The following is a 19599-nucleotide window of genomic DNA, read 5'->3' on the forward strand; positions in this document are numbered from 1 at the left end:
GTACGCGGCGCCGCCCACGCGCGAGGAGACAGCGCGGGCCGTGGCACTGGAAGACGCCCACTGGGCTCGCCGGCCCGTGACGGAGATGCAGGGATCCGAGACCGCTCTGCGGATGTACACGGACTGGCAGGCGCAGGTCGCGGCGGCGGCGGATCCCGAGGGTAAGCAGAAGGCCGCTCCCGACCTCCTGTCCTATGTGGAGAGCGTGGCGGCGAACGAGTCTGTGACGCGGGCGGATCGCGGTGAGGCCCGCGCCTTCTGGTCCTGGCGGTCACAGCCGGAGGGGGCGCCCCGCGAGGTGGGGCATCGGTTCCTGGCCCAGGCCTGCGGGGAATCACGGGGGCTTCAGGTGCTGGAAGACACTCCGGCGGGGCGCAAGCTGGACTCCTACTGGCTCGGCGAGCGATCTGTGCGGGAGGCCCTGGCGAGGGACTACCAGCTGAAGCTGCCCGAGGTGGAGGCCGTGGCCACGCAGGTGTGGAAGACCGTCTCAGGGCGATATGCCGAAGCCGCGCAGGGCCCGGTGGTGGCGTTCGCCGCGGACATCGGTGCGGACTCCGTCCTCGGCGCGGACGAACTCCCCCGGCTGTTGGCGCATTCCGCAGTCGGCAAGGAGAACATCAAGTTCCCGATCGACATGCCGCGCCACGAGCAACTCCCGCCGGAGATCGACGGCCTGCTCGGTGACGAGTCGCTTCGTTCGCAGTGGCGGATGGAGGACATCGACCCCGGGAGGTCCACGCCAGGCAGTTCGCCCAGAAGCTGGGCGCCATGGACGTGCCGGAGCGACTCAAGGAGAGCCCCGAGGCGGCGATGTGGCGCCTCGGGCTGGCCGACACGTACGACGAGTTGAACGCACGGGCGAAGACATCGCAGCCCGCTGCCGTCAACGCGTTCCTTCCCGGCGTCGACGTACGCCCCGTCGCCCGTCCCGCCGCCCCGCGCGGGCCGACCGCGGGCCACGGAGTCCTCAACCCGGCCGCCGCCCTCACCCTGCCGCCGCCGGTTCCCCAGCAGCAGCCCGCAGGAGTCGAACGATGACCGATACCGAACCCGCTTCCGAAGAGCCGGAGTTCTACTTCGCGGACGTCTTCGTCTTCGTCTCCGACTATCTCGCTCAGGTGATCCGCCGCCGGGTCAACGGCTCTTCGGCCACCTGGTGCCCGAAGTGGTGGGAGCACCCCGAGCGGGCGCCCGGCTGTCGGCGCTGTGGCTGGCCTGGGAACACCTGCGCCAGGATCCGGCGCTCGGCATGTCGACCTGGTGGCTGCACCACGCGGACCCGCATCTGCGGGTCCTGATGGACGCCGACTCGGGCCCGTTCGCGGCCTGTTCGCCCAAGGACGGGCACACGGCCTACCCGTTCGATCCGCTGCCGGTGGATCCTCGGCCCGAGTGACCGCCGGATGCGGCGGCCTGAGGCGTCTTTCGCCGACGGCGCCGCGGTGACGTGGCTCCGCGCCTGTCTTTCCCCCGCTTTCCCGTCGCCGGTCCTCCTTCTTTCCTCGGCGGGAATTCCCCCGACTCCCCACTTCCGCCTGCCTCTACCGTGTCCCGGTCACCCGCCGTACCGGCTCAGCACAAGGGAGGCGCGGAAACGTGGACTTGCCTGCGGAGAACAAGCGCACGGGGCTCCTGGCCCTGGGGGTGCTCGGGTTTCTCCTGATCGCCGTACTCACCGTGTTCACCGTCTTCGACGGAGACGACGGCGACGGCGGCGACGGCGGTGACGACAAGGGACGCTCCGCGGTGCCCGCCGCCACCTCGGGCAAGGACGGTACGGACTCGGACGGGCAGGGAGCCGGTGGCGACGCTTCGCAGAACACGGCCCTCGCCCCGGTCGTCTCGGTCTCCGAAGCCGCCAAGGCGCACGCCGTCATGACGCAGTACATGGTCGGCCTCACCACGTACGACTACTCCAGCAGCGCCGCGAGCTGGGCCGCTCCCCTTCTCCGCCTCACCGTGAACGACGCGCAGATGAAGCAGACGTGAACCACCCGATGAAGCGTCGGCTTCTTCACCTCACCGGGGCACTGGTGGCTCTCGGGCTGGTCGCGGGCTGCGGCTGAGCTTCCTCGTCGAGGTGATCAAGGGCGACTACACCTGGCCGGGTTCCGCGGCCAGCGCCGTCGCGGCCGGGGAGGCGGTGGTGGCCGGTGTGCTGGGCCTGGCCGCCTACCGGGTGCGGGAGCGGTTCAGGAACAAGCCCAAGGTGGACGGCGCCGCCCAGCACCTCGCGAAGGGCGAGGAGCTCGGCAAGCTCACCATGAAGGGCGCCGCCGCCACCGCCGAACGCCTCGGGGTGCAGTCGGGCACGCCCGGCGTGTTCATCGGACGGTCCGTCAAGGGGCGCCAGCCGCTGTACGGCTCGTACGAGGACATGCACGTCGACATCTGGGGCCCCCGGACCGGCAAGACGACCCGGCGCGCCATCCCCGCCATCCTCGACGGACCCGGCGCTGTCCTCGTCACCTCCAACAAGCGCGACATCGTGGACGCGACCCGGGGCCCGCGGACCGCGCGCGGCCCGGTGTGGGTGTTCGACCCGCAGCAGGTCGCGCAGGAGGAGCCGAGCTGGTGGTGGAACCCGCTGTCGTACGTCACCGACGTGGCCAAGGCCCGCAAGATGGCCGACCACTTCGCCAGCGGCTCGCGTGACGCCAACGCCTCCACCGACGCCTTCTTCGACCCGGCCGGCCAGGACCTGCTCGCCAACCTGCTGCTCGCCGCCGCCTGCGCCAAGGCGCCGATCACCCAGATCTACACCTGGCTGTCCAACCCCAAGGACGACGCCCCGGAGCGGATCCTGCGCGGCGCCGGGCACGCCATGTCCGCCGACGGCCTGGCCGGTGTCATCAACGCCCCCGACAAGCAGCGCAGCGGCATCTACGGCGTCGCCCAGCAGATGGCGTCCTGCCTGGTCAACCCGGAGGTCAACCGGTGGGTCACGCCCCCGGCCGACGAGTACGCGGGCGAGTTCGACCCGCACGCGTTCGTCCGCAGCGGCGGCACCCTGTACTCGCTCAGCCGGGAGGGGCGCGACTCCGCCGGGCCGCTGGTGACCGCGCTGACCGTGGCCGTCGTCGAGGCGGCCGAGGAGTACGCCACCACCCAGCGCGGCGGACGGCTGCCCCTGCCCCTCGTCGGCGTCCTCGACGAGGCCGCCAACGTGTGCCGCTGGCGCTCCCTGCCCGACCTGTACTCCCACTACGGCTCGCGCGGCATCATCCTGATGACGATCCTGCAGTCCTGGGCGCAGGGCATCGAGGTGTGGGGCGAGCGCGGCATGGAGAAGCTGTGGTCCGCCGCGAACGTCCGCGTCTACGGCGGCGGCGTCTCCGACACCCGCTTCCTGGGCGACCTGAGCGAGCTGGCCGGCGAGTACGACCTGCGCGAGTACCAGACCAGCCGTGAGTCGGAGTTCGGCGGCTGGTCCGGCAACCGTGCGATCAGCGAGTCCACGCGCCGCGAACGCGTCCTCCAGGTCTCCGACCTGGGCGCGATGCCTCCGGGCCGGGCCCTCGTCCTCGCCTCCGGCACCAAGCCGGTGCTGGTGGAGACGGTCCCGTGGTGGGAGGGCGCCTACGCCGCCGAGGTCCAGGCCTCGCTGAAGAAGTACGACCCCGGGGCGCGCTGAGCCGGCGCCGCCCGGCGCGGACAAGGGGGAGGGGCCCGGAGGCGACTGCCTCCGGGCCCCTCCGCCGTCCGCCGGCCGTCCGCCGTCCGCCGTTCGGCGTCCCCCGTCCGCCGTTCGGCGTCCCCCGTCCGTAGGGATCAGGCGCGCGCGGACCGCCGGCGACGCGTGCCGAACCAGGCCGCCGCGCCGCCGACGGCCAGCAGGGCGGCCGCGAGGGCGCCGTAGAGGGTGCCGCCGCCCGAACCCGTGGCGGCGAGCGAACCGGTCGCGCTCGTGGTGTTCGCGGTGCCGCCGGTCGTGCCGCCCGTGGTGGCCGCGGAGCCGGACGCGGACGCCGACGGGGAGGCCGAGGCCGGGGCGGAGGCGGACGGCGACGGCGTCGTGGACGGCGTACCGCTCGGCGGGGTGACCAGGGCCGGGCCGGCCTTCACCTGGGTCCGGGCGCCGTTGAACCCCCAGGAGTCGCCCATGGAGATCAACGCCTCCAGCGGGACGACGGCGTCCTTCTTGATGTCACTGTTCTTGCCCAGGGAGAGGTACAGCTTGATGCTGTCGGTGCCCTTGGAGGCGCCGAAGCCCTTGGCGATGGCGGGGAGTTCCCACTCGCTGTCGTTGATCTCCTCGAGCTTGACGATCTTGCCGTCGACCTCGGCCTCCAGGACGAAGTCCGGGTTGCCGGCGCCGTCACGGAACTGCTGGGCCGACACGGTGCGCTGAAGCTCGGCGGGGAACTCGCCGGGACCGGTGGCCGTGGCGTTCAGCACCAGCTCGGCACGCTGACCGGGGCGCGCGACGGCGCCCTTCTTCTGCTCCCAGGCCACGTTCAGCTTGCCGGGAGTGATCGCCGGGTCGATCTTGAAGACCTGGGTGTTGCGGGACGGGTCGTCGTCGGTGTCGCCGACCAGCCGCCCGGCGGTGAGGGTGAAGTCACCGTCGTTGGTGGGGTAGGAGGCGCCGAGGCCGACCGTGACCTTCCAGGTGAACTCGGTCTTCGCCGGGATGGAGAAGGTGGACGCCGCGTTCCCGGTGGCCGGGAAGAACAGCCCCTGGAAGGAGCCGTCCTGGCGTCCGACGGCCGACTTGGTCGCGGGCGCGTCGACCGCGGTCACGTCGAAGACGATGGAGTCCTTCAGCACCGGGCTCGGACCGTCCGGCGTGCCCGGCAGCCAGGCCGAGAACTCCTGTGCCTTGTCGGAGGAGTTGGCGACCGTCAGGATCATCGACTCCGTCGCGCCGCCGCGCTTGAGCGGGCCGGTGGGGGTGGGCGCGCCGAGCGTCATCCTCAGCGCGTGTCCGCCCGCCTTGTCGGCGGCGACGGCGGTGGCCGGGACGAAGGCGGCGCCGGCCACAGCGGTGACGACGGCGGTCGCGGCCACGGTGCGGATGCGGCGGGCGGCGACGGAACGAGCGGACATGATGAATCCCCCCAAGGAATGAACGGAGAAGGACCGGCGCACGACGAGAGGCCACCGGAGAAGGAAGAGCAAGGAAGAGCAAGGAAGAGCAAGGCGAGCAGCCGAGTTGCGAGAGGAGCTGAGAGAAGTGAGCGCGTCCGCTTGCCCGGCCGGTCCTGCGTTCCCCCCGGCGGCTCGCGGTGCACTCATCCTCACCCGGCGCACGCGCTTGATCAATCGTCCCTCCGTCACCACTTCGCAACAGCGCCGGAGGCAGTGATTCCGCTGGTCACGGGCCTATAACCGGGGGGTCACGCTCCGCTCGGCCACCGTCGGCGGCGTGCGGCCGTGTGGTTCCTCGGGCGGTCTTCCGGACGGGTTTTCGCGAGCCGTCCGCGAGGCCTCCGCTTCGTCTCCATGCGTCTTCACCCGCTGAGCGGAGCGTGATGTTGCTACTTCGTTAAGTAGTTCCGCTTGACGTCGACGGTCGCCGCCACGTTGTCTTTTCAGACACCTGGGTCACCCTGTCGCACCCATGTCCGTATTGCACCGAACGCACCTGAAGTGAGCCCCCGAATGCGTCGTATCGCCATAGCCGTGGTCGCCTCCGCGATGTCCCTCTCGCTCGCCGGGTGCGGGATGCTCGGGGCTTCGGAGGACGGCGCCAGCGCGACACCGACCCGGAGCGACGACATCACGGTGGGCGTGCTGATGCCGGAGGAGACGAACACGCGGTACGCGCAGTTCGACTACCCCATCATCAAGCGGAAGGTCACCGAACTCACCGGCGGCAAGGGCAAGACCGAGTACGCGAACGCGGCCTCCTCCACCAAGAAGCAGAACACCCAGATGCAGCAGATGATCGACGACAAGGTCGACATCATCCTGCTGGACGCGGTCGACGCGAAGGCGATCGCGCCCATGGTGACGAAGGCCAAGGAGGCGAACATCCCGGTCATCGCCTATGACCGTCTCGCCCAGGGCCCGATCGACGCGTACGTCTCCTTCGACAACGAGCTGGTCGGAGAGGTGCAGGGCCGCAGCCTCGCGGAGGCCATCGGCGAGGTCAGCCTCGCCGACAAGATCGTCATGGTGAACGGCTCGCCCACCGACCCCAACGCCGCGCAGTTCAAGCAGGGCGCGCTCAGCGAGCTCAGCGGCCGGGTCACGATCGCGAAGTCGTACGACACCGACAAGTGGAGCCCCGAGGTCGCCCAGGCCAACATGACGAAGGCGATCGAGGCGATCGGCAAGAACAACATCGCCGGTGTCTACTCCGCCAACGACGCCATGGCCGGCGGCATCATCAAGGCCCTGGAGGCGGCGGGCGTCAGCGACGACGCCCTGCCCCCGATCACCGGCCAGGACGCGGAGCTGGCGGCCGTGCAGCGCATCATCGGCGGCGAGCAGTTCATGAGCGTCTACAAGCCGTACCTGGCCGAGGCCGAGGCCGCGGCCCAGGCGGCCGTCGCCAAGGTCCAGGGCCGCGACCTCCAGTTCGAGGCCCTCACCCGCGACACGGTCGACAGCCCGACGAACAAGGACATTCCGGCCAAGCTGGTGACCGTGGTCGCGCTGACGAAGAAGAACATCAAGCAGACCGTCGTCGCCGACGGCATCTACAAGACCTCGGACATCTGCATCCCCAAGCTGAAGGCCGCCTGCGCGGCGCTCAACCTCACCTGATCCGGCGGGCCTTGCTCCTCCGGGCCGGTCACCAGCCCATGAGCGGCCTCATCGTGACGAGAACCCCGCCCGGCGCGTAGGGCGCCGGGCTGGTGTCCAGGTAGCCGGCCGGGTCGCGGTCGCCCGAGACCCGCAGACCGGTCACCTCGGCGTCGGGCGGGACGTCGTACCAGAGCTCGACCTCGATCAGATCGTGCCCGCCGATCTCCACGCTGTCGTGCTGGCGCCGCACGGCCATGGCGAACGTGTCGGGCTGCCCCGGGCGTCCGGCGACGCCCGCGAGGCGCTGACTCTTCGCCACGTACGTGTGGAACACCGGGTCCTGGTTGTCCACCCGCAGCCGCGCCCAGCAGAACCGTCCCTCCGGCCGACCCTCGCTGTGCGACCCGGCGACCGCGTTCAGGCCGCAGCGCAGGAACAGCAGCGTGAAGGTCAGGTGGCCGTCCTTGTAGGGGCGTGAGGGCGCCTGCGCGGCCGTCCCGGAGGCGGCCGTGCCGACCGGGGCGGACGGCTTCCCGTCGTCGCCCGCGCAGCTCGTCGTCGCGCACAGCAGCGCGACCACGGTCAGGGCGGCAACGGTCGGCGCGGCCACGGTCCGGGCGGCCCGCGCCTGCGCCCGGTTCCTCGCCATACCGGCATTGTCCGGCCGCGGCACGCGAAACGGGAGACCGCGTGACGTCCCCCCGGCCCCTCCCCGAGCCCGTCTCGCGCCCCCCCCGGGGTCCCGTTCCGCGTCCTTCCGGGTCCCCCCGAGTCCCCCCCGGTCCCCGGGTCCCCCCCCGTTTCGCGTCCCCGTCCTGCGTCCCCCGCGTCCGGTTCGCGATCCGTCCGTGCCGCCCCCGCCGCCGCTGCCGGCCCGGCGCCCCGTGGTGATCCGAGGCGTCCCGGGACGATCCCGCGGCGATCCCGGGACGGCCGCCCCAGGCGGTGCGCCCGCCGTGGCATCCGGAGCCCGGAGCCCAGCGGCCGGAACCCCGAGCCCGGAGTCCAGCGGCCGGAGCCCGGCTGCCGGAACCCCGAGCCCGGCCGGACTCCCCCGTGGTCCGGCCGGGTTGGTTCCGCTCGTCCCCGGGCGGGAAGCACCCGGGGGGAAGCGGAACCAACGATGCACCTCAGCCGAGGTCCTGCACCACCGTCAGCTTGTTGCAGTGCCGGGGGAGGAGGCCGGGAGAAACTCGCACAGACGGGTGGATTCCGGTGGCCCTGGCCGGGGGAGCCGTGTTGCGGAGCCGGTCCGGGCCGCGCATAGTTGCGCTCCGGAAGAGGCGTACGGCGGGGGTGGGATGGGCGATGGCCGGGCACGGGACGGAGGAGCATCCACACGGTGCCGACCGACTGTGCGAGGCCGGGGATCGCGTGTATTCCCGGGCCGTACGGCGTGGTCGGGTGGCGCGCACCGACGCCGAGCCGGTCCCGTGCCTCCTGGAGCTCGCCCTCCTGCACCCCGACCCCGACGACATGGACTGGCTGGTGCCGACCTCCCCGCAGGAGGTCATGACCCGGCTGCTGCGCGGACTGCACGACGAGGTCAGCGCGAGCCAGCGGCGGATGGGCTCGGCGGTCGCCGCCTTCGAGTGGTACGCGGGTCTGGGCGGGCCCGAGCGGGCGGCGGCCGGCGAGGGTGCGGCGATCCGGGTCCTGGACGGCCCCTCCCGGATCCAGGCCGCCCTGGACGCGGCGACCGAGGCGTGCACGACCGAGGTCCTCACCGTGCAGCCCGGCGGCATCCGGCGTGAGCACGAGCTGTCGGAGGGCCTGCACCGCGCGCTGGAGCTGCGCGGCCGGGGCGTGCGCATGCGCGACCTCTACAACCACGTCGCCCGGCACGGGCAGGGCCTGCTCAACTACCTGGAGCTGATGGGCGACACGGTGGAGGCCCGCACGCTGGACGAGGTCATCGACCGGCTGATGCTCTTCGACCGCAAGGTCGCGTTCATCCCGGCCAACCCGGACCGCACGATGGCCCTGGAACTGCGTCACCCGGCCCTGGTCTCCTACCTGGTGACGGTCTTCGAGCGTCTGTGGCGGCTGGCGATCCCGCTCACCGCCCCGCTCCCCGACACCCGTGTCGAGGGCGTCTCCCACCGCGAGCAGTCCATCGCCGCGCTGCTGGCGGAGGGCCACCAGGACGCCGTCATCGCCGAGCGCCTGGGCATCAGCGTCCGCACCTGCCGCGCTCACATCGCCCGCCTCTCGGAGACCCTCGGCGCGGCCAGCCGCACCCAGCTGGGGGTGCGGATCGCCCAGGTCGGCCTCGACCGGCCGTCCGGGGAGAGCGGGACGGACGCGCGGACGACGGCCCCGGGGACCCTGACGGCCCCGGAGACGGCCCCTGAGGGGGCTCAGGAGGCGGCCCCGGGGACGGGCGCGGATTCGGACCGTGCAGCGGCGTCCACGGCCGCCCCGGGGGCGTCTGCGGCACAGTCGGGCGTGTCCGCGGCGGAGCCGGGGGCGCCGGTCAGCGTTCCGGTTCCCGGCCCCGGTCCCGGCTCGGCCCCTGCTCCCGCTCCCGCGCCTGCTCAGGCCCCCGCCCCTGCTCCGGCACCCGGCGCTGTTCCCGGTCAAGGATCCCCGACTGGCCGATGAGGTAGCCGAGTTGGGCGCGGCTGTCGCTGCCGAGGGTGGTGGCGAGCTTGGCGATGTGGACACGGGCGGTACGGATGTTCATGCCGAGGCGGTCGGCGATGACGGCGTCCGTGTGGCCCTCGACCAGGAGGGCGGCGATGGCCTGCTGCCGGGGCGTGACGCCGCCCCGCGAGGGACGCTGGACGGCCTGCGGGTACATGGGGGTGGCGAGCCGCCAGAGCCGGTCGAAGGTGGTGGTGAAGTAGGTCAGGAGGGCCGGGTGGCGGACCTCCAGGGCCAGCCGGCCGTCCTCGCCGGCGGGGATGAAGGCGACCGTGCCGTCGATGACGATGAGGCGGTCGGTGACCTCGTCCAGGGTGCGGGCCTGGGCGTCGCCCCGGAGCTGCTCGTAGCGGGCCAGGACGAGGGGCTGGTGGCGCTGGGTGTGCTGGTAGAGCGTGCGGATGCGGCAGCCCCGGTCGAGCAGGGCCTGGTCGCGGGCCATGGCGACGGCGTGGCCCGTCTCGCCGCGCGGGCCGCTGTAGTGGACGTGGGGCTGGACGCAGAGCACTTCGCTGGTCGCCTCGGACGTCGCCTCGGTGATGGCCTCGTTGATCCGCTCGGTGCCGCTGAGGAGCCGCAGGGAGACGGGTTCCGTGGTGGCCGTGCGGCTGCCGGGGATCCGCATGAGGGGTTCGAACAGCGACGCCAGCCGTTCCTCGCGACGGCGTTCCTCGGCGATGCGGGTGCCCGAGGAGCGCAGCATCCGGTGCAGGACCACGGCGGGGGCCACGGGCTCGAGCTGGGCCACGTCGTCCACGACCGGGTGCAGGAGGCCGAAGGAGAGCAGGCACGGGGCCGTCGTCTCGGCGTCCTCGGTCTTGACGCGCCCGTCGCGCAGGGCCTGTTGGTAGAGGTGCAGGCCCGCGGTGCACAGGTCCTCCACGCCGTGGTGGGGGTGCGGCGGCGCGTTCACTGCGGTTCTCCCTAGCTGTTCGGGCGGCTCGGCTCAGGGCTCTTGCTTGAGGATCCCCGACTGGGCTATGAGAAACCCGAGTTGGGCGCGGCTGCCACTGCCCAGGGCGGTGGCGAGTTTGGCGATGTGGGCTCGGCAGGTGCGAACGTTCATGCCCAGGCGGCGGGCTATCGCCTCGTCGACGTGCCCCTCGACGAGGAGCTTGGCGATGGAGTGCTGGATGTCCGTGATGCCGTCGGGCGCGGTCTCGTAGGGGGCGCCGGTGGCGAGCGGGACGGCACGGCCCCACATGAACTCGAAGACCTTGATCAGATAGCGGACGAGCCCTGGGTGGCGGAGTTCGAGGGCGACCTGCCCGTCGTCCCGGGTGGGGATGAAGGCCACGGTCTCGTCGCAGATGATCAGCCGCTCCACGAGTTCGTCGATGGTGCGGTACTCCACCTTGCCGTCGGTGAACTGGGAGACGTAGGCCAGGGTCTCCGGGCTGTAGCGGGCCGTGTGCTGGTAGAGCGTCCGGATGCGGCAGCCGCGTTCGATCAGAGGCCGGTCCCGTTCGAGCCCCTGGACCAGGGTGTGCTCCAGGCGGCGGCGGCTCGGCTGCACCGTGAGCATCTCGGACTGGCACTGGGAGGTGGCCAGATCGAGTGCGGCGTTGATCCGGTCGATGCCCTCCAGGACCGTGATCGAGTGCGTGGTCGGCGTCGGCTGGGCGCTGAGGGTCATGAACGGCTCGAAAGCGTCGGCGAGTTCCACCGACAGCCGCCTGCGTTGGGTTATCTCGCGCTCGATCGGGTTCAGCAGCTGGGACAGGGCGATCGACGGGGGCACCGGGCGCAGCCAGTTCGCGTCGTCGGGGTCGGCATGAAGCAGGGCGAACTCCATCAAACACGGAGCGGGCTCCACGTCCGCACGGGCTATGCGGCCCGTCCGAAGAGCGTTCCCGTAGAGACGGCGACCTTCCTCGCACAGCTCAGTCGACGCATGAGGATGTGTCTGCCTTGTCTCATTTTTCGTCAAATCTCCACCCCCCAGGGTCCTGAACGTGCAGGAACATGATGCATCGATTGTGTGGCCATGACGTGCCCGAATGGGCCATCGTCGTAGTCGACGGGGGAGAGGTGACCTTCAAATGAGGACGAAGCCGACTATGCATAAGAGAATGCTTCGCTCGGCGCTTGCCGCCGCCTTCTCCGCCGCCCTGGCCCTCGGAGCGCTGAGCGGCCTTGCGGGGACGACGGCCGACGCGGCGCGCGACAGTACCTGGAGTCCGGGTGCCGGCACCGTCGCCGTGGCCGGTGACAGCACATGGGTCGCTCCCCGCGACAGCACCTGGGTCGTCACCGCGGCAGACGTGCCGGGCGACAGCACCTGGGAGGCCCCCGCCGACAGCACCTGGGTCGCTCCGGCCGACAGCACGTGGGTCGCCGAGTCATGACCACGCCACCCGACGACCGCTCCTTCCGCCGTGAAATGGCCACCGCCTACCGCTCCGGCTGGCACTTCATCGACCTGGTCACCGCCATCCCCCACAGCGGTGACTCGTTGATGGTGACCGTGTTCGGCGAACCCGTGGTCGTGACCCGCGACGAGGACGAGGACGTACGGGCCTACCGGTGCCTGCGCAAGCCCCGCGGCGCGCCGCAGCCCGTGCGGTGTGCCATCCGGTACGGAATGATCTTTGTGAACCTGGACCAGCGCGACCACCGGCTGGTGGAGACCGAGGCTCCGCCCCTGAAGACCATCTCAGCCACCCCCCGCAGTGCCTGACGCGATTCCCCCGTCGTAACAGATCGCTCAGGTGCTTCCCCCCGCAGCGGCGTCACCGTGACCTGAACACGGTGACGCCGCTGCAGTTTGCGGGGACATTTCCGGTTATCGACCTGGTTGAGCGTTGGCCGGAAATCGACGGGATCGAAATCCGGTCACCCGCCCTGCTTCCGTCCCCCGCCCATCGTGCTTCGGCCCCCGGCCCGTCCCGCTTCCGTCCCGCTCGCGTCCCTCGGCGGGCCCGCCCGCGCTCCTCGCCCGACCTGCCGGCGCCTCTCGCCCGACCCGCCGGCGCCTCTCGCCCGCGTCCCTCGCGCGCCTCCCGCAACCGCCTCCCTCACCCGCGTCCCATCGCCCGGGTCAGCTCGATCTCGATCACCACGCGCGTGGGGTTCGGGCCGGGCGTGCGTCCGTAGCGCTGCGCGTACCGCCGCACGGCGTCCGCGACCTTCTCCGGCTCCGACCGGACGAACGCCCGCCCCTCCAGCGTGGCCCAGCGCCGGCCGTCCACCTGGCACACCGCGACCCGCGCGCCGTCGGGTCCCGCCGCCAGGACGTGGCCCACCTTCGCGCTGGCGTTGTCGGTGATGACCCGGGCCAGCCGGTTCTCGGGGTCGTACGTCACGCCTACCGGAACCACGTGCGGGCTGCCGTCCGGACGTGGTGTGGTCAGCGTGCACAGGTGTCGTTCGCGCCAGAAGGCGAGATACGGCGCGTCCGGGGCGCCCGGGTCCTGGGGGTATGCGGCCATGGTCCGGAACTTAGTGCTCCATGGACTCACCGCGCACACCTTGAGCGGAATAGACTCAACTTTGTGTACGCTGACAGAGTCAGTACGGGAGAGCGCTGACGCAAGGAGGAGACAGCGAACGTGGACGCCGAGCTGACCAACCGGAGCCGGGACGCGATCAACGCGGCCAGCAGCAGGGCCGTGTCCCAGGGACACGCCGACCTCACCCCAGCCCACCTGCTGCTCGCGCTGCTCCAGGGCCAGGACAACGAGAACATCACCGACCTGCTCGCGGCGGTGGACGCCGACCAGGCCGCCGTGCGGGCCGGGGCCGAGAAGGTGCTCGGCTCGCTGCCCAGCGTGACCGGGTCCACCGTCGCGCCCCCGCAGCCCAACCGCGAGCTGCTGGCCGTCGTCGCCGACGCGCAGAGCCGGGCCCGTGACCTCGGGGACGAGTACCTGTCCACCGAGCACCTGCTCTTCGGCATCGCCGCCAAGGGCGGCCAGGCCGCCGAGGTGCTCACCCGGCAGGGCGCGACCCCCGAGAAGCTCCAGGAAGCCTTCCGCAAGGCCCGCGGCGGGCGCCGGGTGACCAGCGCCGACCCCGAGGGCCAGTACAAGGCCCTGGAGAAGTTCGGGACCGACTTCACCGCCGCCGCCCGCGAGGGCAAGCTCGACCCCGTCATCGGCCGGGACACCGAGATCCGGCGGGTCGTGCAGGTGCTGTCCCGCCGCACCAAGAACAACCCCGTGCTCATCGGCGAGCCCGGCGTCGGCAAGACCGCCGTCGTCGAGGGGCTGGCGCAGCGGATCGTCAAGGGCGACGTCCCCGAGTCCCTCAAGGACAAGCGGCTGGTCGCGCTGGACCTCGGCGCGATGGTGGCCGGGGCGAAGTACCGCGGCGAGTTCGAGGAGCGGCTGAAGACCGTCCTGGCCGAGATCAAGGACTCCGACGGGCAGATCATCACCTTCATCGACGAGCTGCACACGGTCGTCGGCGCGGGCGCCGGCGGCGACTCGGCCATGGACGCCGGCAACATGCTCAAGCCGATGCTCGCGCGCGGCGAGCTGCGCATGGTCGGCGCGACGACGCTCGACGAGTACCGCGAACGGATCGAGAAGGACCCGGCGCTGGAGCGCCGCTTCCAGCAGGTGCTGGTCGCGGAGCCCTCCGTCGAGGACACCATCGCCATCCTGCGCGGTCTCAAGGGCCGCTACGAGGCCCACCACAAGGTGCAGATCGCGGACGCCGCCCTGGTCGCCGCCGCGACCCTCTCCGACCGCTACATCACCTCCCGCTTCCTGCCCGACAAGGCCATCGACCTGGTCGACGAGGCGGCCTCCCGCCTGCGCATGGAGATCGACTCGTCCCCGGTCGAGATCGACGAGCTCCAGCGTTCCGTCGACCGGCTGAAGATGGAGGAGCTGGCCCTCAGCAAGGAGACCGACGCCGCCTCCCGCGAACGCCTGGAGAAGCTGCGCCGCGACCTCGCCGACAAGGAGGAGGAGCTGCGGGGCCTGACCGCCCGCTGGGAGAAGGAGAAGCAGTCCCTCAACCGGGTGGGCGAGCTGAAGGAGAAGCTCGACGACCTGCGCGGCCAGGCCGAGCGTGCCCAGCGCGACGGCGACTTCGACACCGCCAGCAAGCTGCTGTACGGCGAGATCCCGACCCTGGAACGCGATCTCGAGGCCGCCTCCGAGGCCGAGGAGGAGGCCGCGAAGGACACGATGGTCAAGGAGGAGGTCGGCTCGGACGACATCGCCGACGTCGTCGCCTCCTGGACCGGCATCCCGGCCGGCCGCCTCCTGGAGGGCGAGACGCAGAAGCTGCTGCGCATGGAGGACGAGCTGGGCAAGCGGCTCATCGGCCAGACCGAGGCCGTGCGGGCCGTGTCCGACGCCGTCCGCCGCTCCCGCGCGGGCATCGCCGACCCCGACCGCCCGACCGGCTCGTTCGTCTTCCTCGGTCCGACCGGCGTCGGCAAGACCGAGCTGGCCAAGGCCCTCGCCGACTTCCTCTTCGACGACGAGCGGGCCATGATCCGCATCGACATGTCGGAGTACGGCGAGAAGCACAGCGTCGCCCGCCTGGTCGGCGCGCCCCCCGGCTACATCGGCTACGAGGAGGGCGGCCAGCTCACCGAGGCGGTGCGCAGGCGGCCGTACAGCGTGATCCTGCTCGACGAGGTGGAGAAGGCGCACCCGGAGGTCTTCGACGTCCTGCTCCAGGTCCTGGACGACGGCCGGCTGACCGACGGCCAGGGCCGCACGGTCGACTTCCGCAACACCATCCTGGTGCTGACGTCCAACCTCGGCAGCCAGTACCTCGTCGACCCGGTGACCACCGAGGCGGAGAAGAAGGAGCAGGTCCTCGAGGTGGTGAGGGCCTCCTTCAAGCCGGAGTTCCTCAACCGGCTCGACGACCTGGTCGTCTTCTCGGCCCTGGACAAGGAGGAGCTGGAGCGGATCGCGCGCCTCCAGATCGACCGGCTGGCCAAGCGGCTCGCCGAGCGCCGCCTCACCCTGGAGGTGACCGACGCGGCCCTGGCCTGGCTGGCCGACGAGGGCAACGACCCGGCGTACGGCGCCCGTCCGCTGCGCCGGCTGGTCCAGACGGCCATCGGCGACCGGCTCGCCAAGGAGATCCTGGCGGGCGAGGTCAAGGACGGCGACACGGTCCGGGTGGACGCGTTCGGCGAGGGCCTGATCGTGGGCCCCGCGACCGGCAAGACGCTGTAGCGGCCCCCGAGCCTCCCGTCCGGCGCCCGGTCCCCCCGGGCTCCCCAGGGCGCCCGGACCGCGCCCCCGGCTCACGTCACGTCGTGAACGCCGAGTACCGCACCCGTGCGGTCTCGGCGTTCTCGTACGTCACGGTGACGTTGACGTAGTACGCGTCCGCGCCGGGGTGCTCGGTCACGTCGAGCTGGAAGCAGTAGTCCGAGCCGTGGGCGCAGGCCTCGGTGCCCGGGCCGCCCGGGCCGGGAGCCTCGGGGTAGGCCTGGGCCAGCCAGGCGCTCACGCCCGCGCGCGGCATGCGGAAGTCGGCCTGGTAGTTCGTGTCCAGCCAGGACTGCACGGTGCACTCCGCGTCCCGCGCGGCCGCCGGCAGCTCGGCCCCGCCGAACGCCAGCGCCTCGGCGCAGGGCACCTGCTTCAGCCGGGTCCCGTCCTCTTCCTCGTCGTCGGTCAGCGCCCAGACGCCGATCAGCACCACCAGGCCCACCACCAGCGACACCGGCAGCGCCAGGATCGCCGCCACCAGCCCCCACCTGGTCCGGCCCGCCGGCTCCGGCGGCCCCGCCGGCTCCGGCCGCACGCCCGTACCGGTTCGCTCGTTCGTCATGCGATTCCCCTCCACCCGTCACCGACCTTGGTGCGACAGGCCGGATCCTGTCAGCTCAGGGCTGACAGGCCATGGCTGGGCTTGCCACCCCCCTCCCCGCATGGGGGAGGATGGCGGAATCCGTACGAAGGGAAAAACACGGTGACCATCGACCCGTCCTCGATTCCGAACTTCGGGGGCCAGCCCGAGCCGCAGCCCCAGGGTGGACCGGCGGGCCCCGTCGTCCCGGATCAGGATCTCGTGAAGCAGCTCCTCGACCAGATGGAGCTGAAGTACGTCGTCGACGACGAGGGTGACCTCGCGGCGCCGTGGGAGGAGTTCCGTACGTACTTCATGTTCCGCGGCGAGGGGGACCAGGCGGTCTACTCGGTGCGGACGTTCTACGACCGGCCCCACAAGATCGACGACAAGGTGCAGCTGCTCGAGTCGATCGACGACTGGAACCGGCGCACACTGTGGCCCAAGGTCTACACGCACACCCACGACGACGGCACCGTCCGCCTCATCGGCGAGGCGCAGCTGCTGATCGGCGCCGGCGTCAACATCGAGCTGTTCGTCTCCTCGACGGTGAGCTGGGTGCGCGCGGCCATCGAGTTCGACAAGTGGCTGGTGGAGCAGCTGGGCCTCGAGTCGGAGGTCAACGACGCGGAGGAGAAGCCCGAGGAGGGCGACGAGTAGGTCCTTCGGGCCTGCACGCGCCCCACGACGAGAGGCGCCCGTCCACAGCCTGTGGACGGGCGCCTCTCGTCGTCGCTCAGCCCGCCAGCGCCTTCAGCCGGTTCGCCGCCTCCTCCAGCACGCCCGCCTGCTTGCAGAACGCGAACCGCACGAACGGCGCGCCCGCGTCGCGGTGGTCGTAGAAGACGGCGTTGGGGATGGCGACCACGCCCGCGCGTTCGGGCAGCGAGCGGCAGAAGGCGAAGCCGTCGCTCTCGCCGAGGGGCCGGATGTCGGTGGTGATGAAGTAGGTGCCGGCCGGGCGGAAGACGGCGAAGCCGGCCTCCGTGAGCCCCGCCGCCAGCAGGTCGCGCTTGGCCAGCATGTCCGCGCGGAAGGCGTCGAAGTAGGCGTCGGGCAGGGCGAGGGCCTCGGCGACCGCGTACTGGAACGGGCCGGACGACACGTACGTCAGGTACTGCTTCGCCGAGCGCACCGCCGTGACCAGGCCGGGCGCGGCCGTCACCCAGCCGACCTTCCAGCCGGTGAAAGAGAACGTCTTGCCGGCGGAGCCGATCGTGACCGTGCGCTCCCGCATCCCCGGCAGCGTCGCCAGCGGCACGTGCTCGGCCTCGTCGAAGACCAGGTGCTCGTACACCTCGTCCGTCACCACGAGCAGGTCCCGCTCCACCGCCAGCTCGGCGATCGCCGTCAGCTCCTCGCGGGTGAGGACCGTGCCGGTCGGGTTGTGCGGGGTGTTGACCAGCAGCAGCCGGGTGCGGTCGGTGACCGCGTCGCGCAGCTCGTCCAGGTCGAGGCGGAAACGGGCCCGCTCCGGGTCCGGGCGCAGGGTGACCGGCACGCGCGCGGCGCCTGCCATGGCGATGCAGGCCGCGTAGGAGTCGTAGTACGGCTCCAGGGCGACCACCTCGTCGCCGGGCTCCAGCAGGGCGAGGAGCGTGGCGGCGATGGCCTCCGTGGCGCCCGCGGTGACCAGCACCTCGGTGTCCGGGTCGAAGGCCAGGCCGTAGCGGCGGCGCTGGTGGTCGGCGATCGCCGTGCGCAGCTCGGGGACGCCCGGACCCGGTGGGTACTGGTTGCCCCGCCCGTCCCGCAGGGCCCGTACGGCCGCCTCACGGACCTCCTCGGGGCCGTCCGTGTCGGGGAAGCCCTGGCCCAGGTTGATCGCGCCGGTCGTCACCGCGAGGGCGGACATCTCGGCGAAGATCGTCGTCCCGAACTCGGCGAGGCGGCGGTTGAGGAAGGGGCGCGCGGTGGAGGTCATGCCCGTCATCCTGCGCCGAAGCTCTGGAGTTCCTCAACTCTGCTTTGGCCGGTGAGACGGACGGGCATCCCCCGTTCACGCGGCGCTCAGACACCGCGCGAGGCACCCACGGGGGGTCGCTTCGGGGGACCCGGAAGGAGGGTGACGCCATGTTCTTCGGCATCATCCTGGCGGTGATCGGAATCGCGTTCGTGGCGGCCCTGATCGCCAACGCGAGCAGGCGCAGCGCAGCGAGGTCGTATCGCGGCGGCCGTTCGCGCCGCGGCATGGCGGCCGGCTCCGGCAGCAGCGGCGGCTGGTGGGCCGGCGGGGGCGACAGCGGCTCCCACGGAGGGCATTCCTGCGGCGGCGGTTCGTCCTGCGGCGGGGGATCGTCCTGCGGTGGCGGTTCGTCCTGCGGAGGAGGCGGCGGATGCGGCGGAGGCAGCTGACACGGGGCAGCTGAGCTCCCCGCGGGGGGAGCCGCATCCCGACCGCGGGGCCCGCCTCGACCACGGGCCCCGCGGTCGCACCACGCCGTCGGCTCGGGCTCGCCCCCTGCCGTGGCTTCAGGTTCACACCCGTGCCGTCGGCACGGGTTCACACCCTGCCGTGGGTTCACGCGCACACCCGTGCCGCGCACACCCGTGCCGTGGGCTCACGCTCGGGCCGTGGGCTCACGCTCGGGCCGTGGCGCGTGGGCGGCCACAGCGTGTACCCGCGGTCGCGCCTTTCATGCGGGGCGCATGGGCGCACGTCTCATCGCTTGGCGTACGCCATAGTTGAACAATTGAGCTGAGAGCCCCCCGAGGGATGGAAACCCCACGAAGTTGGGTAAAAACGCTGTTGCGGCACCACAGTTCATGATTCCCTCTAAACCACCAACGCAGCCCCTCGGACCCCTTCGGACGTCCCGAGCGGACGACCTTCCCAGACCGGGCTGACCGGGGCCGTCTCCCGGTGTCGACCGGGGTGCGCCGGACCTACCCCCTTTTCTTTGTGTCTCCGCGGAGCCGACCCATGCTCACGACCCTGAACACCTCCTACACCGACACGCGCGCGGCCGATCTCGCCTGGGCCCTGGGGCGCGAACCGCTGCCCGCCCTCGCCACGCTCGACCTCGAACTGTGCGGTGCAAAGCTGCAGTTGAGACTGCTCGGCGCATCCCATCAGGTGCTGCTGGAGGAGGAGCAGAGCTGTTGCTCGGAGACGGTGGCCTGCATCCCCGGCAGCAGCACCCCCCTCCCGCTGGGCGTCGCCAAGCGGGTGGGCGACTGGGAGTACGAGTTCGCCGCGCGCGTCGAGGTGCTCTCGCCGGGCCAGTTCGCGGGCCGCGCCCAGGAACTCCTGGCCCTCGTCTCCGAACACCCGCACGGTCTGGCCGGCGTCTTCCCGGGCAGCCCGCACGCCTTCACCGCGCTGCTCGCCCAGCGCCACGAGGGCCAGGTGCAGTGGCGCACCTGGCACGCCTACCCGCAGGACGGGCAGTTGGTGGCGACGCGGACACGGGTCGGGGCCCGGGTCCGGTCGGACGACTCCGTCCCGTTGGCGGCGAAATAAACGCACAGCGCCACAATCGG

The 19599-nt window shown here is 71.7% G+C and carries 18 protein-coding genes and 2 pseudogenes; 13 read left to right on the forward strand and 7 right to left on the reverse strand.

Annotated features, from left to right (window positions below; genetic code table 11):
- Positions 1-40: 40 nt before the first annotated feature.
- The 5 genes and pseudogenes from ACZ7DE_RS26320 to ACZ7DE_RS26340 all read left to right on the forward strand — a co-directional run bounded on the left by ACZ7DE_RS26320 (position 41) and on the right by ACZ7DE_RS26340 (position 3637).
- Positions 41-853: a hypothetical protein gene (locus ACZ7DE_RS26320; RefSeq protein WP_470765273.1), complete on the forward strand. Its 813-nt coding sequence runs from the start codon at positions 41-43 to the stop codon at positions 851-853.
- Positions 850-1041, forward strand: coding sequence for a hypothetical protein (locus ACZ7DE_RS26325; protein WP_470765275.1), 192 nt, complete (start codon positions 850-852; stop codon positions 1039-1041). The genes ACZ7DE_RS26320 and ACZ7DE_RS26325 overlap by 4 nt, the downstream gene beginning before the upstream one ends.
- Positions 1038-1399 (forward strand): annotated as a pseudogene (locus ACZ7DE_RS26330) (DUF4913 domain-containing protein). The gene ACZ7DE_RS26325 and the pseudogene ACZ7DE_RS26330 overlap by 4 nt, the downstream one beginning before the upstream one ends.
- A 200-nt stretch (positions 1400-1599) precedes the next feature.
- Positions 1600-1992: a hypothetical protein gene (locus tag ACZ7DE_RS26335; RefSeq protein WP_470765277.1), complete on the forward strand. Its 393-nt coding sequence runs from the start codon at positions 1600-1602 to the stop codon at positions 1990-1992.
- Positions 1993-2083: 91 nt separating this feature from the next.
- Positions 2084-3637 carry a type IV secretory system conjugative DNA transfer family protein gene (locus ACZ7DE_RS26340; RefSeq protein WP_470765278.1) on the forward strand — a complete coding sequence of 518 codons (1554 nt, stop codon included), beginning with the start codon at positions 2084-2086 and terminating at the stop codon, positions 3635-3637.
- A gap of 137 nt (positions 3638-3774) precedes the next feature.
- Here ACZ7DE_RS26340 and ACZ7DE_RS26345 read toward each other — a convergent pair whose 3' ends face one another.
- Positions 3775-5052 carry a hypothetical protein gene (locus ACZ7DE_RS26345; protein WP_470765280.1) on the reverse strand — a complete coding sequence of 426 codons (1278 nt, stop codon included), beginning with the start codon at positions 5050-5052 and terminating at the stop codon, positions 3775-3777.
- Positions 5053-5607: 555 nt separating this feature from the next.
- Between ACZ7DE_RS26345 and ACZ7DE_RS26350 the strand changes: the two genes are divergently transcribed.
- Positions 5608-6717: a sugar ABC transporter substrate-binding protein gene (locus ACZ7DE_RS26350; protein WP_470765283.1), complete on the forward strand. Its 1110-nt coding sequence runs from the start codon at positions 5608-5610 to the stop codon at positions 6715-6717.
- A 28-nt stretch (positions 6718-6745) separates the two neighbouring features.
- Here ACZ7DE_RS26350 and ACZ7DE_RS26355 read toward each other — a convergent pair whose 3' ends face one another.
- Positions 6746-7348, reverse strand: a complete 603-nt coding sequence (locus ACZ7DE_RS26355; RefSeq protein ID WP_470765285.1) for a hypothetical protein — start codon at positions 7346-7348, stop codon at positions 6746-6748.
- Between the two features lie 659 nt (positions 7349-8007).
- Here ACZ7DE_RS26355 and ACZ7DE_RS26360 point away from each other — a divergent pair.
- Positions 8008-8985: pseudogene (locus ACZ7DE_RS26360) on the forward strand (helix-turn-helix transcriptional regulator); the annotation flags it as partial.
- 190 nt (positions 8986-9175) lie between these two features.
- Here the strand turns inward: ACZ7DE_RS26360 and ACZ7DE_RS26365 are convergent.
- The gene (locus ACZ7DE_RS26365; RefSeq protein WP_470765287.1) at positions 9176-10258 is read right to left on the reverse strand and encodes a helix-turn-helix transcriptional regulator; all 1083 of its coding nucleotides are present in this window, start codon (positions 10256-10258) and stop codon (positions 9176-9178) included.
- Between the two features lie 33 nt (positions 10259-10291).
- Positions 10292-11140 (reverse strand): helix-turn-helix transcriptional regulator, encoded by an 849-nt coding sequence (locus tag ACZ7DE_RS26370; RefSeq protein ID WP_470765523.1) that lies wholly within the window; start codon positions 11138-11140, stop codon positions 10292-10294.
- 277 nt (positions 11141-11417) lie between these two features.
- Here ACZ7DE_RS26370 and ACZ7DE_RS26375 point away from each other — a divergent pair, with 277 nt between their 5' ends.
- Together ACZ7DE_RS26375 and ACZ7DE_RS26380 are read left to right on the forward strand one after the other, a co-directional pair.
- Positions 11418-11693 (forward strand): hypothetical protein, encoded by a 276-nt coding sequence (locus ACZ7DE_RS26375; RefSeq protein WP_470765290.1) that lies wholly within the window; start codon positions 11418-11420, stop codon positions 11691-11693.
- Positions 11690-12025 carry a hypothetical protein gene (locus ACZ7DE_RS26380; protein WP_470765292.1) on the forward strand — a complete coding sequence of 112 codons (336 nt, stop codon included), beginning with the start codon at positions 11690-11692 and terminating at the stop codon, positions 12023-12025. Before ACZ7DE_RS26375 ends, ACZ7DE_RS26380 begins: the two co-directional genes overlap by 4 nt.
- Before the next feature lie 337 nt (positions 12026-12362).
- Here the strand turns inward: ACZ7DE_RS26380 and ACZ7DE_RS26385 are convergent, their stop codons facing one another.
- On the reverse strand, positions 12363-12776 hold the full coding sequence (locus ACZ7DE_RS26385; RefSeq protein WP_470765294.1) for a pyridoxamine 5'-phosphate oxidase family protein: 414 nt from the start codon (positions 12774-12776) through the stop codon (positions 12363-12365).
- A 120-nt stretch (positions 12777-12896) separates the two neighbouring features.
- On the opposite strand from ACZ7DE_RS26385, the gene clpB reads away from it, so the two are divergent.
- Positions 12897-15494: an ATP-dependent chaperone ClpB gene (gene clpB / locus ACZ7DE_RS26390; protein ID WP_470765296.1), complete on the forward strand. Its 2598-nt coding sequence runs from the start codon at positions 12897-12899 to the stop codon at positions 15492-15494.
- Positions 15495-15570: 76 nt separating this feature from the next.
- Here clpB and ACZ7DE_RS26395 read toward each other — a convergent pair whose 3' ends face one another.
- Positions 15571-16098: a hypothetical protein gene (locus tag ACZ7DE_RS26395; RefSeq protein WP_470765297.1), complete on the reverse strand. Its 528-nt coding sequence runs from the start codon at positions 16096-16098 to the stop codon at positions 15571-15573.
- A 141-nt stretch (positions 16099-16239) separates the two neighbouring features.
- Between ACZ7DE_RS26395 and ACZ7DE_RS26400 the strand changes: the two genes are divergently transcribed.
- Positions 16240-16776 (forward strand): YbjN domain-containing protein, encoded by a 537-nt coding sequence (locus ACZ7DE_RS26400; protein ID WP_470765298.1) that lies wholly within the window; start codon positions 16240-16242, stop codon positions 16774-16776.
- Between the two features lie 76 nt (positions 16777-16852).
- Here the strand turns inward: ACZ7DE_RS26400 and ACZ7DE_RS26405 are convergent, their stop codons facing one another.
- The gene (locus tag ACZ7DE_RS26405; RefSeq protein WP_470765300.1) at positions 16853-18049 is read right to left on the reverse strand and encodes a pyridoxal phosphate-dependent aminotransferase; all 1197 of its coding nucleotides are present in this window, start codon (positions 18047-18049) and stop codon (positions 16853-16855) included.
- A gap of 140 nt (positions 18050-18189) precedes the next feature.
- Between ACZ7DE_RS26405 and ACZ7DE_RS26410 the strand changes: the two genes are divergently transcribed.
- Positions 18190-18471 (forward strand): hypothetical protein, encoded by a 282-nt coding sequence (locus ACZ7DE_RS26410; protein ID WP_470765302.1) that lies wholly within the window; start codon positions 18190-18192, stop codon positions 18469-18471.
- Positions 18472-19039: 568 nt separating this feature from the next.
- Complete coding sequence (locus ACZ7DE_RS26415) at positions 19040-19579, forward strand: DUF2617 family protein (protein ID WP_470765304.1); 540 nt, start codon at positions 19040-19042, stop codon at positions 19577-19579.
- Positions 19580-19599: the final 20 nt, after the last annotated feature.

This window comes from Streptomyces sp. NPDC037083, assembly GCF_055606485.1.